Source organism: Tepidiforma thermophila (assembly GCF_002563855.1).
GTDB classification, from domain to species: Bacteria; Chloroflexota; Dehalococcoidia; order Tepidiformales; family Tepidiformaceae; genus Tepidiforma; species Tepidiforma thermophila.
In genome coordinates this window covers 1515311-1530551 of sequence record NZ_PDJQ01000001.1, presented here as the reverse complement: position 1 = coordinate 1530551, position 15241 = coordinate 1515311, and the positions used below count along the sequence as shown (strand labels likewise).

At 69.6% G+C, this 15241-nt stretch carries 16 protein-coding genes; 9 read left to right on the top strand and 7 right to left on the bottom strand.

Going from position 1 to position 15241, the window contains the following annotated elements; translation table 11 throughout:
* Window positions 1-83: 83 nt before the first annotated feature.
* Window positions 84-1739 carry an oxalyl-CoA decarboxylase gene (gene oxc / locus A9A59_RS07390; RefSeq protein ID WP_098503668.1) on the top strand — a complete coding sequence of 552 codons (1656 nt, stop codon included), beginning with the start codon at window positions 84-86 and terminating at the stop codon, window positions 1737-1739.
* A gap of 7 nt (window positions 1740-1746) precedes the next feature.
* Complete coding sequence (locus A9A59_RS07385; RefSeq protein WP_098503667.1) at window positions 1747-3723, top strand: M3 family metallopeptidase; 1977 nt, start codon at window positions 1747-1749, stop codon at window positions 3721-3723.
* Here A9A59_RS07385 and A9A59_RS07380 read toward each other — a convergent pair.
* From A9A59_RS07380 to A9A59_RS13730, 3 genes are read right to left on the bottom strand one after another with little or no spacing between them, the layout of a single operon-like run.
* Window positions 3716-3922, bottom strand: a complete 207-nt coding sequence (locus A9A59_RS07380) for a hypothetical protein (protein WP_098503666.1) — start codon at window positions 3920-3922, stop codon at window positions 3716-3718. The two genes, A9A59_RS07385 and A9A59_RS07380, sit on opposite strands and share 8 nt — an antisense overlap.
* Window positions 3919-4566: a ferric reductase-like transmembrane domain-containing protein gene (locus tag A9A59_RS07375; RefSeq protein ID WP_098503665.1), complete on the bottom strand. Its 648-nt coding sequence runs from the start codon at window positions 4564-4566 to the stop codon at window positions 3919-3921. Before A9A59_RS07375 ends, A9A59_RS07380 begins: the two co-directional genes overlap by 4 nt.
* Window positions 4566-4862: a hypothetical protein gene (locus A9A59_RS13730; protein ID WP_133117545.1), complete on the bottom strand. Its 297-nt coding sequence runs from the start codon at window positions 4860-4862 to the stop codon at window positions 4566-4568. The genes A9A59_RS07375 and A9A59_RS13730 overlap by 1 nt, the downstream gene beginning before the upstream one ends.
* A gap of 424 nt (window positions 4863-5286) precedes the next feature.
* Between A9A59_RS13730 and A9A59_RS07370 the strand changes: the two genes are divergently transcribed.
* Genes A9A59_RS07370 through ahcY form a run of 6 tightly spaced genes read left to right on the top strand, consistent with a single transcriptional unit; the run spans window position 5287 to window position 10836 of the window.
* Window positions 5287-5808, top strand: coding sequence for an adenine phosphoribosyltransferase (locus A9A59_RS07370; RefSeq protein WP_098503664.1), 522 nt, complete (start codon window positions 5287-5289; stop codon window positions 5806-5808).
* Window position 5809: 1 nt separating this feature from the next.
* Complete coding sequence (gene mtnA, locus A9A59_RS07365; RefSeq protein WP_098503663.1) at window positions 5810-6847, top strand: S-methyl-5-thioribose-1-phosphate isomerase; 1038 nt, start codon at window positions 5810-5812, stop codon at window positions 6845-6847.
* Window positions 6844-7722, top strand: coding sequence for an S-methyl-5'-thioadenosine phosphorylase (gene mtnP, locus A9A59_RS07360; RefSeq protein ID WP_098503662.1), 879 nt, complete (start codon window positions 6844-6846; stop codon window positions 7720-7722). Before mtnA ends, mtnP begins: the two co-directional genes overlap by 4 nt.
* Window positions 7719-8633: a PfkB family carbohydrate kinase gene (locus tag A9A59_RS07355; RefSeq protein WP_098503661.1), complete on the top strand. Its 915-nt coding sequence runs from the start codon at window positions 7719-7721 to the stop codon at window positions 8631-8633. Before mtnP ends, A9A59_RS07355 begins: the two co-directional genes overlap by 4 nt.
* Entirely contained in the window at window positions 8633-9541 is a 909-nt protein-coding gene (locus A9A59_RS07350) for a GNAT family N-acetyltransferase (RefSeq protein WP_098503660.1), read from the top strand. The genes A9A59_RS07355 and A9A59_RS07350 overlap by 1 nt, the downstream gene beginning before the upstream one ends.
* A gap of 38 nt (window positions 9542-9579) precedes the next feature.
* Window positions 9580-10836 carry an adenosylhomocysteinase gene (gene ahcY, locus A9A59_RS07345; RefSeq protein WP_098504834.1) on the top strand — a complete coding sequence of 419 codons (1257 nt, stop codon included), beginning with the start codon at window positions 9580-9582 and terminating at the stop codon, window positions 10834-10836.
* Here the strand turns inward: ahcY and A9A59_RS07340 are convergent.
* Genes A9A59_RS07340 through A9A59_RS07330 form a run of 4 tightly spaced genes read right to left on the bottom strand, consistent with a single transcriptional unit; the run spans window position 10833 to window position 14508 of the window.
* Window positions 10833-11726, bottom strand: coding sequence for an HhH-GPD family protein (locus A9A59_RS07340; RefSeq protein ID WP_098503659.1), 894 nt, complete (start codon window positions 11724-11726; stop codon window positions 10833-10835). The genes ahcY and A9A59_RS07340 overlap by 4 nt on opposite strands.
* Complete coding sequence (locus A9A59_RS07335) at window positions 11701-12504, bottom strand: enoyl-CoA hydratase/isomerase family protein (RefSeq protein WP_165772569.1); 804 nt, start codon at window positions 12502-12504, stop codon at window positions 11701-11703. The genes A9A59_RS07340 and A9A59_RS07335 overlap by 26 nt, the downstream gene beginning before the upstream one ends.
* Window position 12505: 1 nt before the next feature.
* Complete coding sequence (locus A9A59_RS14085) at window positions 12506-13267, bottom strand: hypothetical protein (protein WP_165772568.1); 762 nt, start codon at window positions 13265-13267, stop codon at window positions 12506-12508.
* Window positions 13264-14508 carry a metal-dependent hydrolase family protein gene (locus A9A59_RS07330; RefSeq protein ID WP_165772567.1) on the bottom strand — a complete coding sequence of 415 codons (1245 nt, stop codon included), beginning with the start codon at window positions 14506-14508 and terminating at the stop codon, window positions 13264-13266. Before A9A59_RS07330 ends, A9A59_RS14085 begins: the two co-directional genes overlap by 4 nt.
* A gap of 89 nt (window positions 14509-14597) precedes the next feature.
* On the opposite strand from A9A59_RS07330, the gene A9A59_RS07325 reads away from it, so the two are divergent.
* Window positions 14598-15191: a DinB family protein gene (locus A9A59_RS07325; protein ID WP_098503656.1), complete on the top strand. Its 594-nt coding sequence runs from the start codon at window positions 14598-14600 to the stop codon at window positions 15189-15191.
* Window positions 15192-15241: the final 50 nt, after the last annotated feature.

Sequence of the window (15241 nt, the reverse complement as noted above, 5' to 3'; positions counted from 1 at the left end):
GGCTACACCGCGGCGGCGTGTACGGTGGGAGCGGGTTCCCGTAGAGTTGCCGGCACGAGATTGGAACACGAGGTGACGTTGCGATGGCCGAGCTGACAGGGGCCCAGATCGTGGCGAAGGCGCTGAAACAGCAGGGCGTGGAGTACATGTTCGGAGTGGTCGGCATCCCGGTGGTGCCGATTGCGGTCCATGCACAGCGCGAAGGCATCAAGTTCTTCGGGTTCCGGAACGAGCAGGCTGCGAGCTATGCGGCGGCGGCGATCGGCTACCTGACCGGGCGGCCAGGCGTCTGCCTCGCGGTGTCGGGGCCGGGGATGGTGCACGGGATCGCGGGGATGGCGAATGCCTGGGCGAACTGCTGGCCGATGATCCTTATCGGCGGAGCGAACGATTCGTACCAGAACGGGCAGGGCGCATTCCAGGAGGCGCCGCAGATCGAGACGGCGCGGCCGTACGCGAAGTACGCGGCCCGGCCGGACAGCACGCGACGAATTCCGTTCTTCGTCGAGCAGGCGGTGCGGGCGACCATCTACGGGCGGCCGGGCGCGGCGTACCTCGACCTGCCGGGGGACCTGATTACTGGGAGTGTCGACGAGAGCGAGGTCCATTTCCCGCCGCGCTGCCCGGACCCGCCGCGGACCCTGGCGCCATGGGAGAACATCGAGCGGGCGCTCGAGGCGCTGAAGTCCGCAGAGCGGCCGCTGGTCATCGTGGGCAAGGGAGCGGCGTACGCGCGGGCCGAGGAGGAGGTGCGGAAGTTCATCGATGCGACGCAGCTGCCGTTCCTGCCGACGCCGATGGGCAAGGGGGTCGTGCCGGACGACCACCCGCTGGCGATTTCGCCGGCGCGGTCGTTCGCGCTGCAGAACGCGGACGTAGTGCTCCTGCTCGGTGCGCGGCTGAACTGGATCCTGCACTTTGGCCTGCCGCCACGGTTCGACCCGAAGGTGCGCGTTATCCAGGTGGATATCGCTGCAGAGGAGATCGGGAATAACGTGCCGGCTGAGGTGGCGCTGGTCGGCGACGCGAAGGCGATTGTCGGTCAGATGAACGAGGCGCTGACCCGGGCGCCCTGGCAGTACCCGGCGGAGACCACGTGGTGGACCGGCCTGCGGAAGAAGATCGAAGAGAACGCAGCCACCGTGGCGGAGATGATGGCCGACGAGTCGGTGCCGATGGGGTACTACCGGGTGTACCGCGATATCCGGGAGTACATCCCGCGCGACGCAATCATCGTCAACGAAGGTGCGAACACGATGGACATCGGGCGGACGCTGATGCCGAACTTCTACCCGCGGCACCGGCTGGATGCCGGCTCATTCGGGACGATGGGCGTCGGCGTCGGGCAGGCGATTGCGGCGGCTGCGGTTCACCCGGACAAGCGGGTGTTCTGCATCGAAGGCGACTCGGCGTTCGGCTTCAGCGGGATGGAGGTCGAGACGGCGGCGCGATACGGGCTGAACAACATTGTGTTCATCATCATCAACAACAACGGCATCGGGGGCGGGCCGGACGAGCTCGACCCGACGCGGGTGCCGCCGAGCGCGTACACCCCGAACGCGCATTATGAAAAGATGGCCGAGATCTACGGCGGGAAGGGCTTTTTCGTGACCCAGCCCTCGGAGCTCCGGCCTGCGCTGGAGGCCGCGCTCGCCTGCGACAAGCCGGCAATTGTGAACATCATGATCAGCGCGCGGAGCCAGCGAAAGCCGCAGCAGTTCGCGTGGCTGACCCGATAGGACCGCGATGGGAAGCGACCTCGACCTCGTGGACTGGGAGCGGCTGACGCCGGAGGAGCTGGGAGCGGCCTGCCAGCAGGCGATTGACGCCTGCGACGCGGGGGTCGGTGCGATCGTGCGGCTGGCGCCGGGCGAGCGGACCTATGCCAACACGATGCTCGCGCTCGAAGATGCGACCGAGCCGGTAGCGCTGGCGTCCGGTGCGTATGCGTTCCTCGCGTACGTTTCGGCCGACGACAGCCTGCGGGTGGCGGCGCGCGAATGGGATGAGCGGCTGGACCGATATCTCGTCGGGCTTGCGTTCCGGGAGGACCTGTACGAGGCGGTGCGGCAGTTCGCGGAGAGCGACGAGGCGCAAGCGCTGACGGGCGAGGACGCACGGTACCTCGCGTTCGAGCTGCGCGACTACCGGCGAAACGGTTTTGGGCTGCCGCGGGAGCAGCGGGAGCGCGTCCGGCAGCTCATGGACGAGCTGGCGGTCATCGGCATCCAGTTCCGGAACAACATCGACGACTACGAGGACGGCATCGAAGTGACGCGGGAGCAGCTCGCGGGGATGCCGGAAGCGTGGGTCGAACGGCTCCGGACCGTTGAGCGGGACGGAGTTGTTTACTACCGCGTGTCGCTGGACTACCCGGAGATCCAGCCGTTTATGGCGAACTGCCCGGACAGCGAACTGCGGAGGCAGCTCTTCGAGAAGGACCAGCGGAAGGGCGGGCGCCAGAACGTTGAGCTGCTGGAGCGGGCGCTCCGCCTTCGGCAGGAGGCGGCGGAGCTGTTGGGCTATGCCTCGTGGGCCGACTACCGGACGGAGACGCGGATGGCCGGCACCCGGCAGGCGGTGGAGGAGTTCCTCGCGGACCTCCGTGCGAAGGTCGCCGTCAAGGCGGAGCGCGACCTTGCGGAGATGCGGGCGTTCGCGAAGGAGCGGACGGGCTCGGACCGGGTCGAGATTTGGGACTGGCGGTACTGGCACAACGAGCAGCTGAAGTCCCGGTACGCATTCGACGACTTCGAGGTCGCGCAGTACTTCCCGCTCGACGCGGTGGTCGATGGGCTATTTGCGGTGTACCAGCAGGTGCTGGGCGTGCGGTTTGCGGAGAACACAACGGCGCCGCGCTGGCACCCGGAGGTGCGGGCGTTCGACATCAGCGACGCAGAGGGCGGGCCGCCGTTCGCGCGGTTCTACATGGACCTGTTCCCGCGGCCGAACAAGTACGGGCATGCGGCGGCATTCACGCTGCGGCGGGGCCGGCGGCTGCGGGACGGGAGCTACCAGAAGCCGGTCAGCGCGATTGTGGCGAACTTTACGAAGCCATCGGCGACGCAGCCGTCGCTGTTGCGGCACAGCGAGGTGGTCACGTTCTTCCACGAGTTCGGGCACATCATGCACCAGACGCTTACGCGGGCCGAGCGGGCGCGATTTAGCGGGACGCAAACGGAGCGGGATTTCGTCGAGGCCCCGAGCCAGATGCTGGAGCACTGGTGCTGGGAGCCGGAGGTGCTGGCCTCGTTTTCGCGGCACTGGCAGACGGGCGAGCCGCTGCCGCGGCACCTGGTCGACGCGATGGTGGCCGCCAAGAACCTGAACAGCGGGATTATGGCGGCCCGACAGATTTTCTTCGCGACGCTGGACCTGCGGTACCACTCGCCCGGGTTCGATGGCGACTCGACGAGGCTGGTGGAGGAGCTGCACCCGATCACAGGATTCCCGTACACGCCGGGGACGCACTTCCAGTCGGGGTTCGGGCACCTGTTCGGCTACGACGCGGGGTACTACGGCTATCTCTGGTCGCATGTGTTCGGCGACGACATGTACACGCTGTTCGAGGCGGCCGGGCCGCTGAGCGCGGAGGTCGGAAGGCGGTACCGGAGGACGATCCTCGAGCGCGGCGGTTCGGTCGACGGCCAGGTGCTGGTGCGGGAGTTTCTCGGACGGGAGCCGAGCAACGAGGCGTTCCTGCGGGGCCTTGGGCTCACCTGAACGGGCGGGCTGGAGGCGTGCGAGCCGGGAGCGCAAGCAGGAGGGCGAGGCCAATCGCAAGCCCGATCCAGCCGAGAACTGCGAACCCGATGAACGCGATTGACCGGTGCCGGGCCCGGGCGACGAGTCCAAGGATGAACGCCGGCGGCAGGAGGTAGGCCGCGACACCAATGTAGAAGAGCGTTTCTTCAGGGCTCATGCGCTGTGCTGGCGTGAAGCCGGGCGGGCGCGATGGGCCGCGACCCAGTCCCGGGCGAGGAACCGAAGATACGCTGCTCCGAGCAGGGAGCCCGCTGACGCGGTGTAGACCACGTGGGTGACCCAGTGTTCCGTATCGCTTCCGGCCGCGATGCCGTGCACGAGCCCGAGCGCGAACGCAGCATAGCCTGCACGGTGGATGAGGTGCCAGGCTCTGCGCGGGAGGAACCCGGCGAACCAGGTCGAGAGCACAACGGCAGCGAGCAGCCAGGCGGCGACGACGCCGGCGGCGACGGCCAGCGGGCGGTACGGGGCTGTAAGGGGAACGAGGGCATCCCAGGGGTCGAACGCGATGTACCGGTCGAGGACCAGGGCGCCGGCGTGGACGATGGTGTAGGCGAGGGCGAGGGACCCGGTCACGCGGTGAAGTTCGAGCACAGGGACCTGGGCCTCGATGCCGGGGTGGTACTTGAGGCTGACGCCGACCCCGGTGAAGACAGCGGCCCAGAGGAGCACGTAGGCTGCCCATGCGGAGGCCCTTGCGGCGTCCCAGGTGGCGGTTTCGCCTCCCAGCTCCCATTCGCGGGCGACGCCAACAGCGGCGATCAGGCCGAGCGAGAGTGCAATCGTGAGCCAGCGTGTCATCAGCTGGCCCTCGACTTCCGGGTTGGTGCGGGAGCTGGAGCCGTCTCTGTGGCACCCGGCGGCGTACCGCCTGCGGCGACGGCCGTCGGCGATGGCGCGGAGGTCGCGGCGCCCACCGGTGATGGTGGCACCGCGGCCGGGGGAGGGCCCGGGTCGTCGTTGCCGCCGGCGTTGCCGGTCCAGCTTCCGTACGCCGCCCAGCCGATGGCAAACGCCGCGACAGAGGCCGCGGAGGCTGCCAGGGTCAGCCAGTGCTGGTGTTCGCGGGCGAAGGGGTTGGCGCGGCGAGGGGGCATGCGTCACATCCTACTGCAGCAAAATTCATGTTTTGGCCGCCGTCGGCGCCGGAATGCGCCACAGGGCGGCAAACGGGGCGATCCTGCGGGGCTCCTGGGCGCGCTAGCGGCCTTCACGGGCCCGGGGGCACCAGCCCGGGCGCTCGCGGCCAAGGCATGGCGGCACGGGTGCATCTCCGGGCGCCAGGCCGACGGAGCAGTGTCCGCGTCAACCTCCGGGGCGCGGTGACGATGCAGTGGTGCAGGGCGCGGGAGCCGGACACGCGTAGATTCCTTCACCAAGAGGATGGCGCAATGAGCGGCAGAGGTGACGGGGGAGCAGCGCCCCGCGGGCATTCGGTAAAGACCGGGGCGAAGGAGGTGCGCCCGCGGGATGGCGCGAAGCTCGCGGGGGGCGCGGCCGGCGTGTCGTAGAATCACGGGCGTGGAGCTGCAGGGTTACATCCGCACCATCCCGGATTTTCCGCGGCCGGGGATCCTGTTCCGCGACATCACGCCCCTGCTGGGGAACGCCGCCGCCTTCCGCGCAGCCATCGATGCGATGGCTGCGGCTGCGGAAGCCGTTCAGCCGGGGGCGATCGTGGGGATTGAGTCGCGAGGCTTTCTGTTCGGCGCACCGATCGCGGACCGGCTGGGGCTGCCGTTCGTGCCGATTCGGAAGGAGGGGAAACTGCCGGCCGCACGGCTGACGGTCGAGTACGCGCTGGAGTATGGCGAATCGCGGCTGGATATCCACCAGGACGCGCTGGAAGCCGGGACGGCGGCGTACATTGTGGATGACGTGCTGGCGACCGGCGGGACAGCACTCGCAGCGGCGAAGCTGGTCGAACTGGTTGGCGGGCACGTGGCCGGGGCCGGGTTCCTCATCGAGCTCCGCGGGCTGGGCGGGCGCGAGCGGCTTGGGGCGTACCGGGTCGACGCGCTGCTTTCCTTCGAGGAAGCGTGAGGTGCGTGCGCCGGTCGCGGTCGTTGCGTTCGAGCGGCCGACGCTGCGGGTGCTGGACCAGACGCTGTTGCCGCAGGAGGAGCACTGGCTGGAAATCGGTGACCTCGAGACGCTGGAGGAGGCGATCCGGAGCCTGCGTGTGCGGGGAGCGCCCCTGCTGGGGCTGTGCGGGGCGGCCGGGGTAGCGATTGCGGCCGAGCGGGACCCCGGCGACGCGGCGATCCGGGAGGCGGCAGCGCGCATCGGGCGGGTGAGGCCCACCGCAGTTGAGCTGGCAACGGGTGCGGCGGCCTGCGCAGCAGCGGTGCTGGGCCGGGCACCGGAGGAGCGCGCGGCGGCAGCGTGGACATTCTGTGCGGAATACCTGGCCCGGCGCCAGGCCGAAGACGAGGCGATTGCGCGGAACGGGCTGGCCGTGCTTCCGCCGGGCGACGTGCTCACCCACTGCAACACCGGGACGCTCGCCACCGGAGGCATCGGGACGGCGCTGGGTGTGATCAGGGCGGCCTTTGCTGCGGGGCGGCTGGCGCGCTGCTACGTGACGGAGACGCGTCCGCTGCTCCAGGGGGCGCGCCTGACGACGTGGGAGCTTGTGAAGTCCGGCATCCCGGCCGTGCTGCTGCCGGACACGGCGGCTGCGGCACTCATCACCTCCGGGAGGGTGTCCGCGGTAGTGACCGGAGCGGACCGGATTGCGCTGAACGGTGACACAGCGAACAAGGTCGGCACGCTCGGGCTGGCGCTGGCGGCTGCGCACGCAGGGGTTCCGTTTTTCATCGCCGCGCCGGTGAGCACGGTCGACCCGGGGTGCGCGGATGGCTCGGCGATCCCGATTGAGTTCCGCAGCGCGGAGGAGGTCGGGGGATTTCGCGGCCAGCGCTGGAGCCCGGGGGGCATCGAGGCGTGGAACCCTGCGTTCGACGTGACGCCTGGCGGGTTGATCGCGGCGATCATCACGGAGCGGGGCATCGCCAGGCCGCCGTACGGGCCGGGGCTCCGGGCGCTGTTCGAGCACGCAGCTTCGGGGTTTGGCACATGACAACAGAGAAAATTCCGCTGGCAGTCATCGGCGGGTCCGGCTTTTACGAGATGCCCGGGCTGACGGACATCGAGGAGGTGGAGGTCGCGACGCCGTTCGGTGCGCCGAGCGACCGGATCCGCATCGGTACGCTGGAGGGAACGCGGGTCGCGTTCCTTGCCCGGCACGGGCGGCAGCACACGATCCTGCCTTCGGAGCTGCCGCAACGGGCGAACTTCTGGGCGCTGAAGTCGCTCAGTGTCGAGCGGGTGATTTCGGTGTCGGCAGTCGGGAGCCTGCGGGAGTCGATGGTCCCAGGGCACCTGGTGGTGCCGTCGCAGCTCATCGACCGGACCTGGGGCCGGCCCTCGACGTTCTTCGGCGACGGGCTGGTGGCGCACATCAGCTTCGCGGAGCCATTCTGCGGGCGGATGCGCGCGGCGGCGCTGGAGGCCGCGAGGGCGGCCGGGGCGACGGTGCACGACGGCGGCGTCTACGTGGTGATGCAGGGCCCGGCGTTCTCGACACGGGCCGAAAGCGAGCTGCACCGGGCATGGGGCGCAGATCTCATCGGCATGACGGCGCTGCCCGAGGCGAAGCTGGCGCGCGAGGCTGAGCTTTGCTACGCGACGCTCGCCTGTGTGACGGATTACGATTGCTGGCATGAGGCCGAGGAGGCGGTCGATGCTGCGACGGTGTTCGCGACACTGCAACGGAACGTGGCGGTGAGCCAGGAGGCGGTCCGCCTGCTGGTGCAGCGGCTGCCTGAGCGGCAGGGGTGCCCATGCGCGACGGCGCTGGATGCGGCTATCGTTGGTCGGCGCGAGGCCGTACCGGCAGACGTTCGTGAGCGCCTGGCTCCGATCCTTGCGCGGTGGCTCGGAGGCGGGGCATGAGCCTGCTCGTTGCCGGGTGGGTGGCGATCGACGAGATCGAGACGCCGTTCGAGCGGCGGGAGGGCTCGCTCGGGGGATCGGCGACGTGCGCGGCGCTCGCGGCATCACTCTTCACCGAGGTGCGGCTGCTGGCGGCGGTCGGCGAGGACTTCCCGGAGGAGATGCGAAAGGCGCTTGAGCGGCCTGGCATCGACCTTGCCGGGCTGGAGGTGGTACCTGGCGGTGAGACGAGCCGGTGGGGCGGGCGGTATCACTACGACATGAACAGCCGCGACACGCTGTACACGGTGCTGGGCGTGAACGCGAACTGGGCTCCGAAGCTGCCGGCCGGGTGGGACGATTCGAGCGCGCTGTTTGCGGCGGCGGGCGACCCGGTGCTGCAGCATCGGCTCATGGCGATGGTGCCAGGGGCGCGGGCGCGCATGGTCGACACGATCAAATTCTTCATTGACGGAGCCCGGGATGAGCTATTGAAGGCGATCCGGGCAGCCGACTTCGTGTCTATCAATGAGAGCGAGGCGCGGGAGCTGGCCGGTACGCCGAGCATCGCGAAGGCGGGAAGGGCGCTCCTTGAGGGGGGAACGAAGGCGGTGATTATCAAGCTGGGGGAATATGGGGCGGCGTACATCAGCGGGGAGGACTACTTCGTGGCGCCCGGCTACCCGCTTGAGGAGGTTGTTGACCCGACCGGGGCGGGAGATGCGTTCGCCGGCGGGTTCCTGGGCTACCTCGATTCGGTAGCCACGGTAAACCAGCGTGAGATTCGGCGGGCGATCATCTACGGGTCAACGGTGGCGTCGTTCTGCGTTGAAGGCTTCGGGCCATCGCGTCTGCTGACGCTGGAACGGGACGAGGTGGAGCAGCGGTACCGGCAGTTCCGGGAGCTGACGCACTTCGAGGTCGATGACTAATGGCGGAGCGGGAGCTGCGGCTGCAGGGGGTCCCGGCGCGGCGGCTGGACTACGTGGTGCGGCAGCTGCGCGACCCCGACGAAATCCGGCCGCTGCTACGGGCGCGGGTGGAGTACACCGCGTACGCACTCGGGCAACTCGAGCCGGAGCTGTTTGCGCGGACGCAGTGGTACCTGGCGCGGGGAACGACGGGGGTGGGGCTGGTGCTGCACAGCAGAGGCGGGCTGGGTGATGCCACCTTCGTGATGGGCGACCCGGACGCGGTGCATGCGACACTGTCGATCCACCCGGGCACGGCCCAGACGTATATCACGTGTCAGCCGCAGCACCTCGAGGTGCTCAAGCGGGTGTACCGGCTGGCGACGCAACAGCCGATGGTGCGGATGGTGGTGACGCGCGAGCGCTTCCGGCCTGTGCGGGAGCCCGAAGCGGTTCCGCTGAGCGGGGTGGACATCCGGAAGATCAACGCCCTGTACGGGAGCGAGAACGGGCCGAGCTACTACATTCCGGAGCATATTGATGCGGGGGTGTACCGGGGGATCGTGATGGGAGGGCGGCTCGTGGCGATCGCGGGGACACATGTCGTGTCGCGGCAGGAGGGCGTAGCAGTGGTCGGCAACGTCTTCACCCACCCGGCCTACCGGGGGAGGGGGTACGCGACAGCGGCGACCAGCGCCGTGACCGAGGCGTTGCTGGAACACTGCGATTATGTCGTTTTGACCGTTGACCCGAGGAACACGCCGGCGGTCGCAGCGTACGTACGACTGGGCTACCGGGAGGCGTGCCAGCTGCTGGAGGCGAGCGCGACGCGGCGGGACCCATCGGGGCTGGGGGCGAGCCTGCGACGGCTCCGTGCTGCTATCCGGGGCCGGAAGTATGATGGTGCCTTCGTAACCCTGCACGATTAGCGTGGTGTTCAAGACCACCGAGGAGCCCCGGTTTGTCGATCCCGTGTGACATTGCCAATCCCCGCCTTGCGCCGGAGGGCGTTCGGCGTATCGAATGGGCCGCGCGCGAGATGCCGGTATTGCGGCTCATCCGCGAACGGTTCCAGCGGGAGAAGCCGCTGCGCGGCATCCGGATGACAGCCTGCCTGCACGTCACGACGGAGACTGCGAACCTGGCGATTACGCTGCGCGACGGCGGCGCCGACCTGCGGCTGTGCGCGAGCAACCCGCTTTCGACGCAGGACGACGTGGCGGCGGCGCTGGTGGAGGAGTACGGCATCCCGGTCTTCGCGATCTGCGGCGAGGACAACGCGACGTACTACCGGCACATCCACCAGGCGCTGGAACACGGCCCGCAGCTGACGATGGACGACGGCGCGGACGTGGTGGCGACGCTGCACAAGGAGCGGCGCGACCTGCTGGCAGGGGTGGTCGGCGGGACGGAGGAGACGACGACGGGCGTCATCCGCCTGCGGGCGATGGCGGCCGCGGGGGCGCTCGGCTACCCGATCCTGGCGGTGAACGAGGCGGACACGAAGCATCTCTTCGATAACCGGTACGGGACGGGCCAGTCGACCGTCGACGGCATCATCCGGGCGACGAACATTCTGCTCGCCGGGAAGGTGTTCGTGGTGGCCGGGTATGGCTGGTGCGGACGGGGCGTGGCATCGAGGGCGCGGGGCATGGGCGCACAGGTGATCGTGACGGAGGTCGACCCGGTGAAGGCGCTGGAGGCGGTGATGGACGGCTACCGGGTGATGCCGATGGCCGAGGCGGCGAAGGTTGGCGACATCTTCGTGACGCTGACGGGCGACATCAACGTGATTGACCGGCAGCACCTCGAAGCGATGAAGGACGGCGCCATCCTCGCCAACAGCGGCCACTTCGACAGCGAAATCAATCTGAAGGCGCTCCAGGCGATGAGCGAGGGGAAGCGGCAGGTGCGGCCCTCGGTGGACGAGTACCGGCTGCAGGACGGGCGAAAGCTGTACCTGCTGGGCGAGGGGCGGCTGGTGAACCTGGCAGCGGCCGAGGGGCACCCGGCGGCAGTTATGGATATGTCGTTCGCGAACCAGGCGCTGGGTGCTGAGTGGATCGCGCAGAACGCGCAGAAGCTCGAGAAGAAGGTCTATGAGATTCCGCACGAAGTGGACGAAGAGATCGCGCGGCTGAAGCTGCACGCGATGGGCGTCCAGATCGACTACCTGACCGAGGAGCAGCAGCGCTACCTCTCGAGCTGGCAGGAAGGGACCTAAACCGGGAGGGCCCAGAGACCGCCACCGGTCGCTGCTACGAGCCCTTCCGCCTCGAGGGCGGCGAGATATTCGGCGAGCCGGGGGCGGTGGGGTTCGGGCAGGATGGCGGCGAGCTCCGCCTCGTCTGCGGGGCCGCTGCGGAGGCGGTCGACGAGGCGGCCGCGGGCGAAGCGGGCAGTCGTTTCAAATCGGACAGCAGGCCGGCGTGCGGAGGCTTCGGGCGGCGGGCAGCCGGAAGCCCGCCAGGCGCAAGCCAGTGCGAGCGGGCACCCGCCGCAGTCCGGATTGCGCGCGGTGCAGACCAGGGCGCCGAGGTCCATGAGCGCGAGGTTGTGGTCGCGGACACCGGTGCGAGGAAGGAGGGCTTCGGCAGCAGCCCGGAGCCGGTGGGCCGGTATCTCGCGCTGGGATGGGGCGCCCAGGACGAAGCGCGCTACCACACGGGCGATGTTGGTATCGAGGACGGCTACGGGCTCATCGCGAACGAAGGCGCGGAGGGCTGCTGCTGTGTAGGGTCCCACGCCGGGGAGGGCAAGCAGCTCGCGAGGCTCCCAGGGGAAGGCGCCGGCGTGGCTTTCAACGACGGCCCGGGCGGCAGCGCGGAGGGCGAGCGCACGGCGGTTGTAGCCGAGCCCGCGCCAGGCGGTGATAACGTCGGCGGGGGCGGCAGCGGCCAGGGCATCGAACGTGGGCCAGCGCTCGAGCCAGGCGTGGTAGTACGGGAGCACGCGTTCGACCTGGGTTTGCTGGAGCATGACCTCGGAAACGAGGACCGCGTAGGGGTCGCGGATTTGCCGCCAGGGCAGATCGTGGCGGCCGTTGGCGGCGTACCACGCGGCGAGGGCTTCGCGGGCGGCCTGGGCGTCAGACGTCGCGGATGTCGCGGTCATCGGCGTTCATCCGCGTCATGCGTTCGAGCGCCTCGTCGGAGAGGAGGAGGTCGAGGAAGAGGGTGCGTTCGAGGGCGAGCCCTTCGTCGCGGGGGACGGCACCGGCGGTGCGCACCAGCCGCTTGATATGGGCGACGGCGCGCGCCGGCAGGGCAGCGATTTCGGCGGCGAGCTGGTGTGCCCGCTCGAGGGCGCGGCCCGCCGGGACCAGCTCGTGGACCAGCCCGAGGCGATGCGCTTCGGCGGGACCGACGGTGCGGCCGCGGAGGGTCATTTCGAGGGCGCGGGCTGTGCCGACGAGCGCGGGAAGCTTCTGGGTTCCGCCGGCGCCGGGGAGGATGCCGAGGCGCACTTCGGGCAGGCCGACCTCGTACTGGCCTTCTTCGGCGATGCGCAGGTCGCACGAGAGTGCGAGTTCAAACCCGCCCCCCATAGCGAAGCCGTTGATGGCCGCGATGACCGGACGGGACGTCGCTTCGAGCCATCCGAAGACGCGGTCGATGTCGCGCGGGGGGACCGGCCGGGCGGGGTCGACGGCGACGCCCCGTTCGCGGAGCTGGCGGGCGAGCGTTTCCAGCTCGCGGACGGAGTAGTGGCGGATGAAGACGCCGGGGACGCCGCCGGTGATGACGATGGCGCGGACGGCCGGGTCGGCGTCGAGTTCAGCGGTGGCGGCATCGAGTTCGGCGACGGTCGCGGCATCCATGAACCCGTGCGGCGGGTTCGTGATGGTGATGGTCGCGACATTGCCGGAGCGTTCGACGGAAATCTGCGGCACGCTAGTCCTCCTCGTCGTCGTCCTCTTCCTCCTCGTGGCCGTGCCCGCCGATGAGCGATGGGACGAGGGCGACCTGGGTCGAATCGGTGCGCGGCTTGCGGGGCGGCGGGACGGAGCGGAGGCGTTCGTTGAGGGCAGCGAGGTCGGCCGGGCTGGCGCCTTCGGGCGCGACGACGGCGACGACGCCGGAGTCGCGGAGGACGCGCAGGTCGGCGGCCGAGGCGGCGAGGTCGACGGTGACGACGAGGCCGGTATTCGAGAACGAGGAAAGGCGGACGAGGCCGAGCTGCTCGGAGAGCTTCATGGGGCCGTGGGCGCGCTGGACGAAGAGGCCGTCGAGGCCGAGTGGGCCGAGGGCGCGGAGGGTGTTGTCTTCGATGGATTCACCGGCAGCGACGAGATGGCCCATCTTCTCGACGTCGACGGCGGCGGAGTCGGTGGTTTCGAGCGGGCTGATGACAAAATCGCAGCCGGCCTCGCGGAGCGCCTCGGCTTCGGCGACAGAGAGGACGGGCAGGGAGACGCCGGCGGCGACTTTCGGGCCGGCGATTTCGCGGAGCTGGGCGGCGGCGAGCGAGGCGGAGCCGGCCTGGAAGATGACGGCATCGGCGCCGGCATCGAGTGCGGCCCGGGCCTCGGCGGCAGTGCGGACGGTAGCGACAAGCGCCATGGCGCGGGGCTGCTCGCGCGTGACGCGGCCGAAGCCGATCGACGGGCCTTCACGGCGCTGGATGCGTGCGAGGATCTTCTGGAACTGGCTCATGGCGCCTCCGGTTCGGGGGTAGTGAGGGGAAGGGCGGCACGGATGATCGTGCCGCGGGCGAGGATTACACGGATGGCATCGGGCTCGGCGAGCGCAGCGAGGTCGACGAGGGGGTCGCGGTCGAGCAGGAGGAGGTCGGCATCGAGCCCTTCGCGGATGCGGCCGGTGCGGTCGGCGAGACGGAGGAGGTCGGCGGCCCAGGCGGTTGCGGAGAGCAGGGCAGCGGCATTCGAGAGCCCGAGGCGAGCCATGCGCAGGAGCTCCTGGGCATTTTCGCCAGGGCGGTTGAACGGCGTGCCCTGGTCGGTGCCCATGGCGATGCGGACACCGGCGCGGACAGCCGCGCGGAAGCTCTGCTCGTGGGATTCGAGGACCTGCCATCCTTTTTCGACCATGTAGGCCGGGACGCCGGCTTCGACGCCGCGGTGGGCGATCTGCCAGGGGGCGGTGAGGGTCGCAACAAGGTACGTCCCGCGCTCAACCATCATGGCGACGGCTTCTTCATCGAGCCAGACACCGTGCTCGATGGAGTCGACCCCGGCGAGGATGGCGTTCTTGATGCCATCGGTGGCCTGGGCGTGGGCGCCGACGACGCGGAAGGCCTTGTGCGCCTCTTCGACGCCGGCGCGGAGCTCTTCGAGGGTGAAGCTCGGCGAGCGGGGGTCGACCCCTGGGGTCATGACGCCGCCGCTGGCGAAGAGCTTGATTGCCGCGGCACCTGCGCGGAGCTGCTCGCGGACCTTCTTGCGAACGTCGTCGGGGCCGTCGGCTTCGACGGCGATGAAGCCGTGGCCGTGGCCGCCGGTCATCGTGACGCCGTAGCCAGCGGCGAGGATGCGCGGACCTTCGAGCAGGCCGGCATCGACGGCTCGCGCCAGGTGGATGTTGAGGTGGTCGGCTGCACCGAGGTCGCGGACCGTGGTCACGCCGGCGCGGACGGTTGCTGCGGCGTTGCGCTCGGCCTTCCAGGCGCGGATGGCGAGGGGCTCGGTGCGGATGGCGGCCAGTTCGTTGGGGTCGCCACCGGAGGTGAGGTGGACATGGCAGTCGATGAGGCCCGGTACGAGGAAGCGGCCCTGCCCGTCGATGACGAGCGCCCCAGCAGGGACGTCCGACAGCGGTTCGGCGAGGATGCGGTCGATGCGGCCCTCACGGCAGAAAACGGACAGGCCCCGCCGGAACGTGCGGGCGACGTCATCGAAGACGGCGACGTTGCGGAGAAGGACGGGCTGAGGGGCCACGCCGGCAATTGTTCCACGGACCGAGGGCGGAGGCGAACTGGCGGCCGCTGGCGGGGGCCGGTAGAGTCCGGAGCCGGGAGGAACGACGAATGAACATGCGCGTCCAGCTCGTCATCGACGAGTTCAACCGGCATCGCCGGCAGTTTGAGCACCTTTGCCGCCAGCTCACTCCGGAGGAGCTGCAGCGTACCGTGCCGGGAAGCCACTGGACGGTGAAGGACTACATCGCCCACCTGTGCACGATCGATGGGCTGATTGTGCCGCGGTTTGCGGCGATGGTTGGGCGGCAGGCGCCGCTGCCGGATACGCCGATCCCGAACCCGTTCGATATCGACGACTGGAACGAGGCGGCGGTGCGGTCGCGGGCGGAGCGCGGCATCGAGGAGCTGCTGGCCGAGGCGGCGACGCACCGGGAGCGGCTGCTGCGGGCGGTGGCGGAGTTCACTGATGCCCATCTCGACCAGGAGATCCTCTACGGGGGCGACCGGAAGGCACTCGGCATTCCGCCCTCGAGGGTGCGGTTCGGCGGGCTGCTCTGGGGAGTGGCGATCCACGACCCGACCCACACCCGGGACATCCTCCGGGCGCTGCCCCACCGGGCGGAGGAGCCCTGGATCCAGGAGTGGCTGGGGAGCGTCAGCGACGCGCTGGTGCCCCAGGGGGTCCGGGAGCAGCGGGTCTGAGGCGAGGTCTGTTGTTCAGCCGCAGACGAAGCGGTAGATGTCCGCGGCCG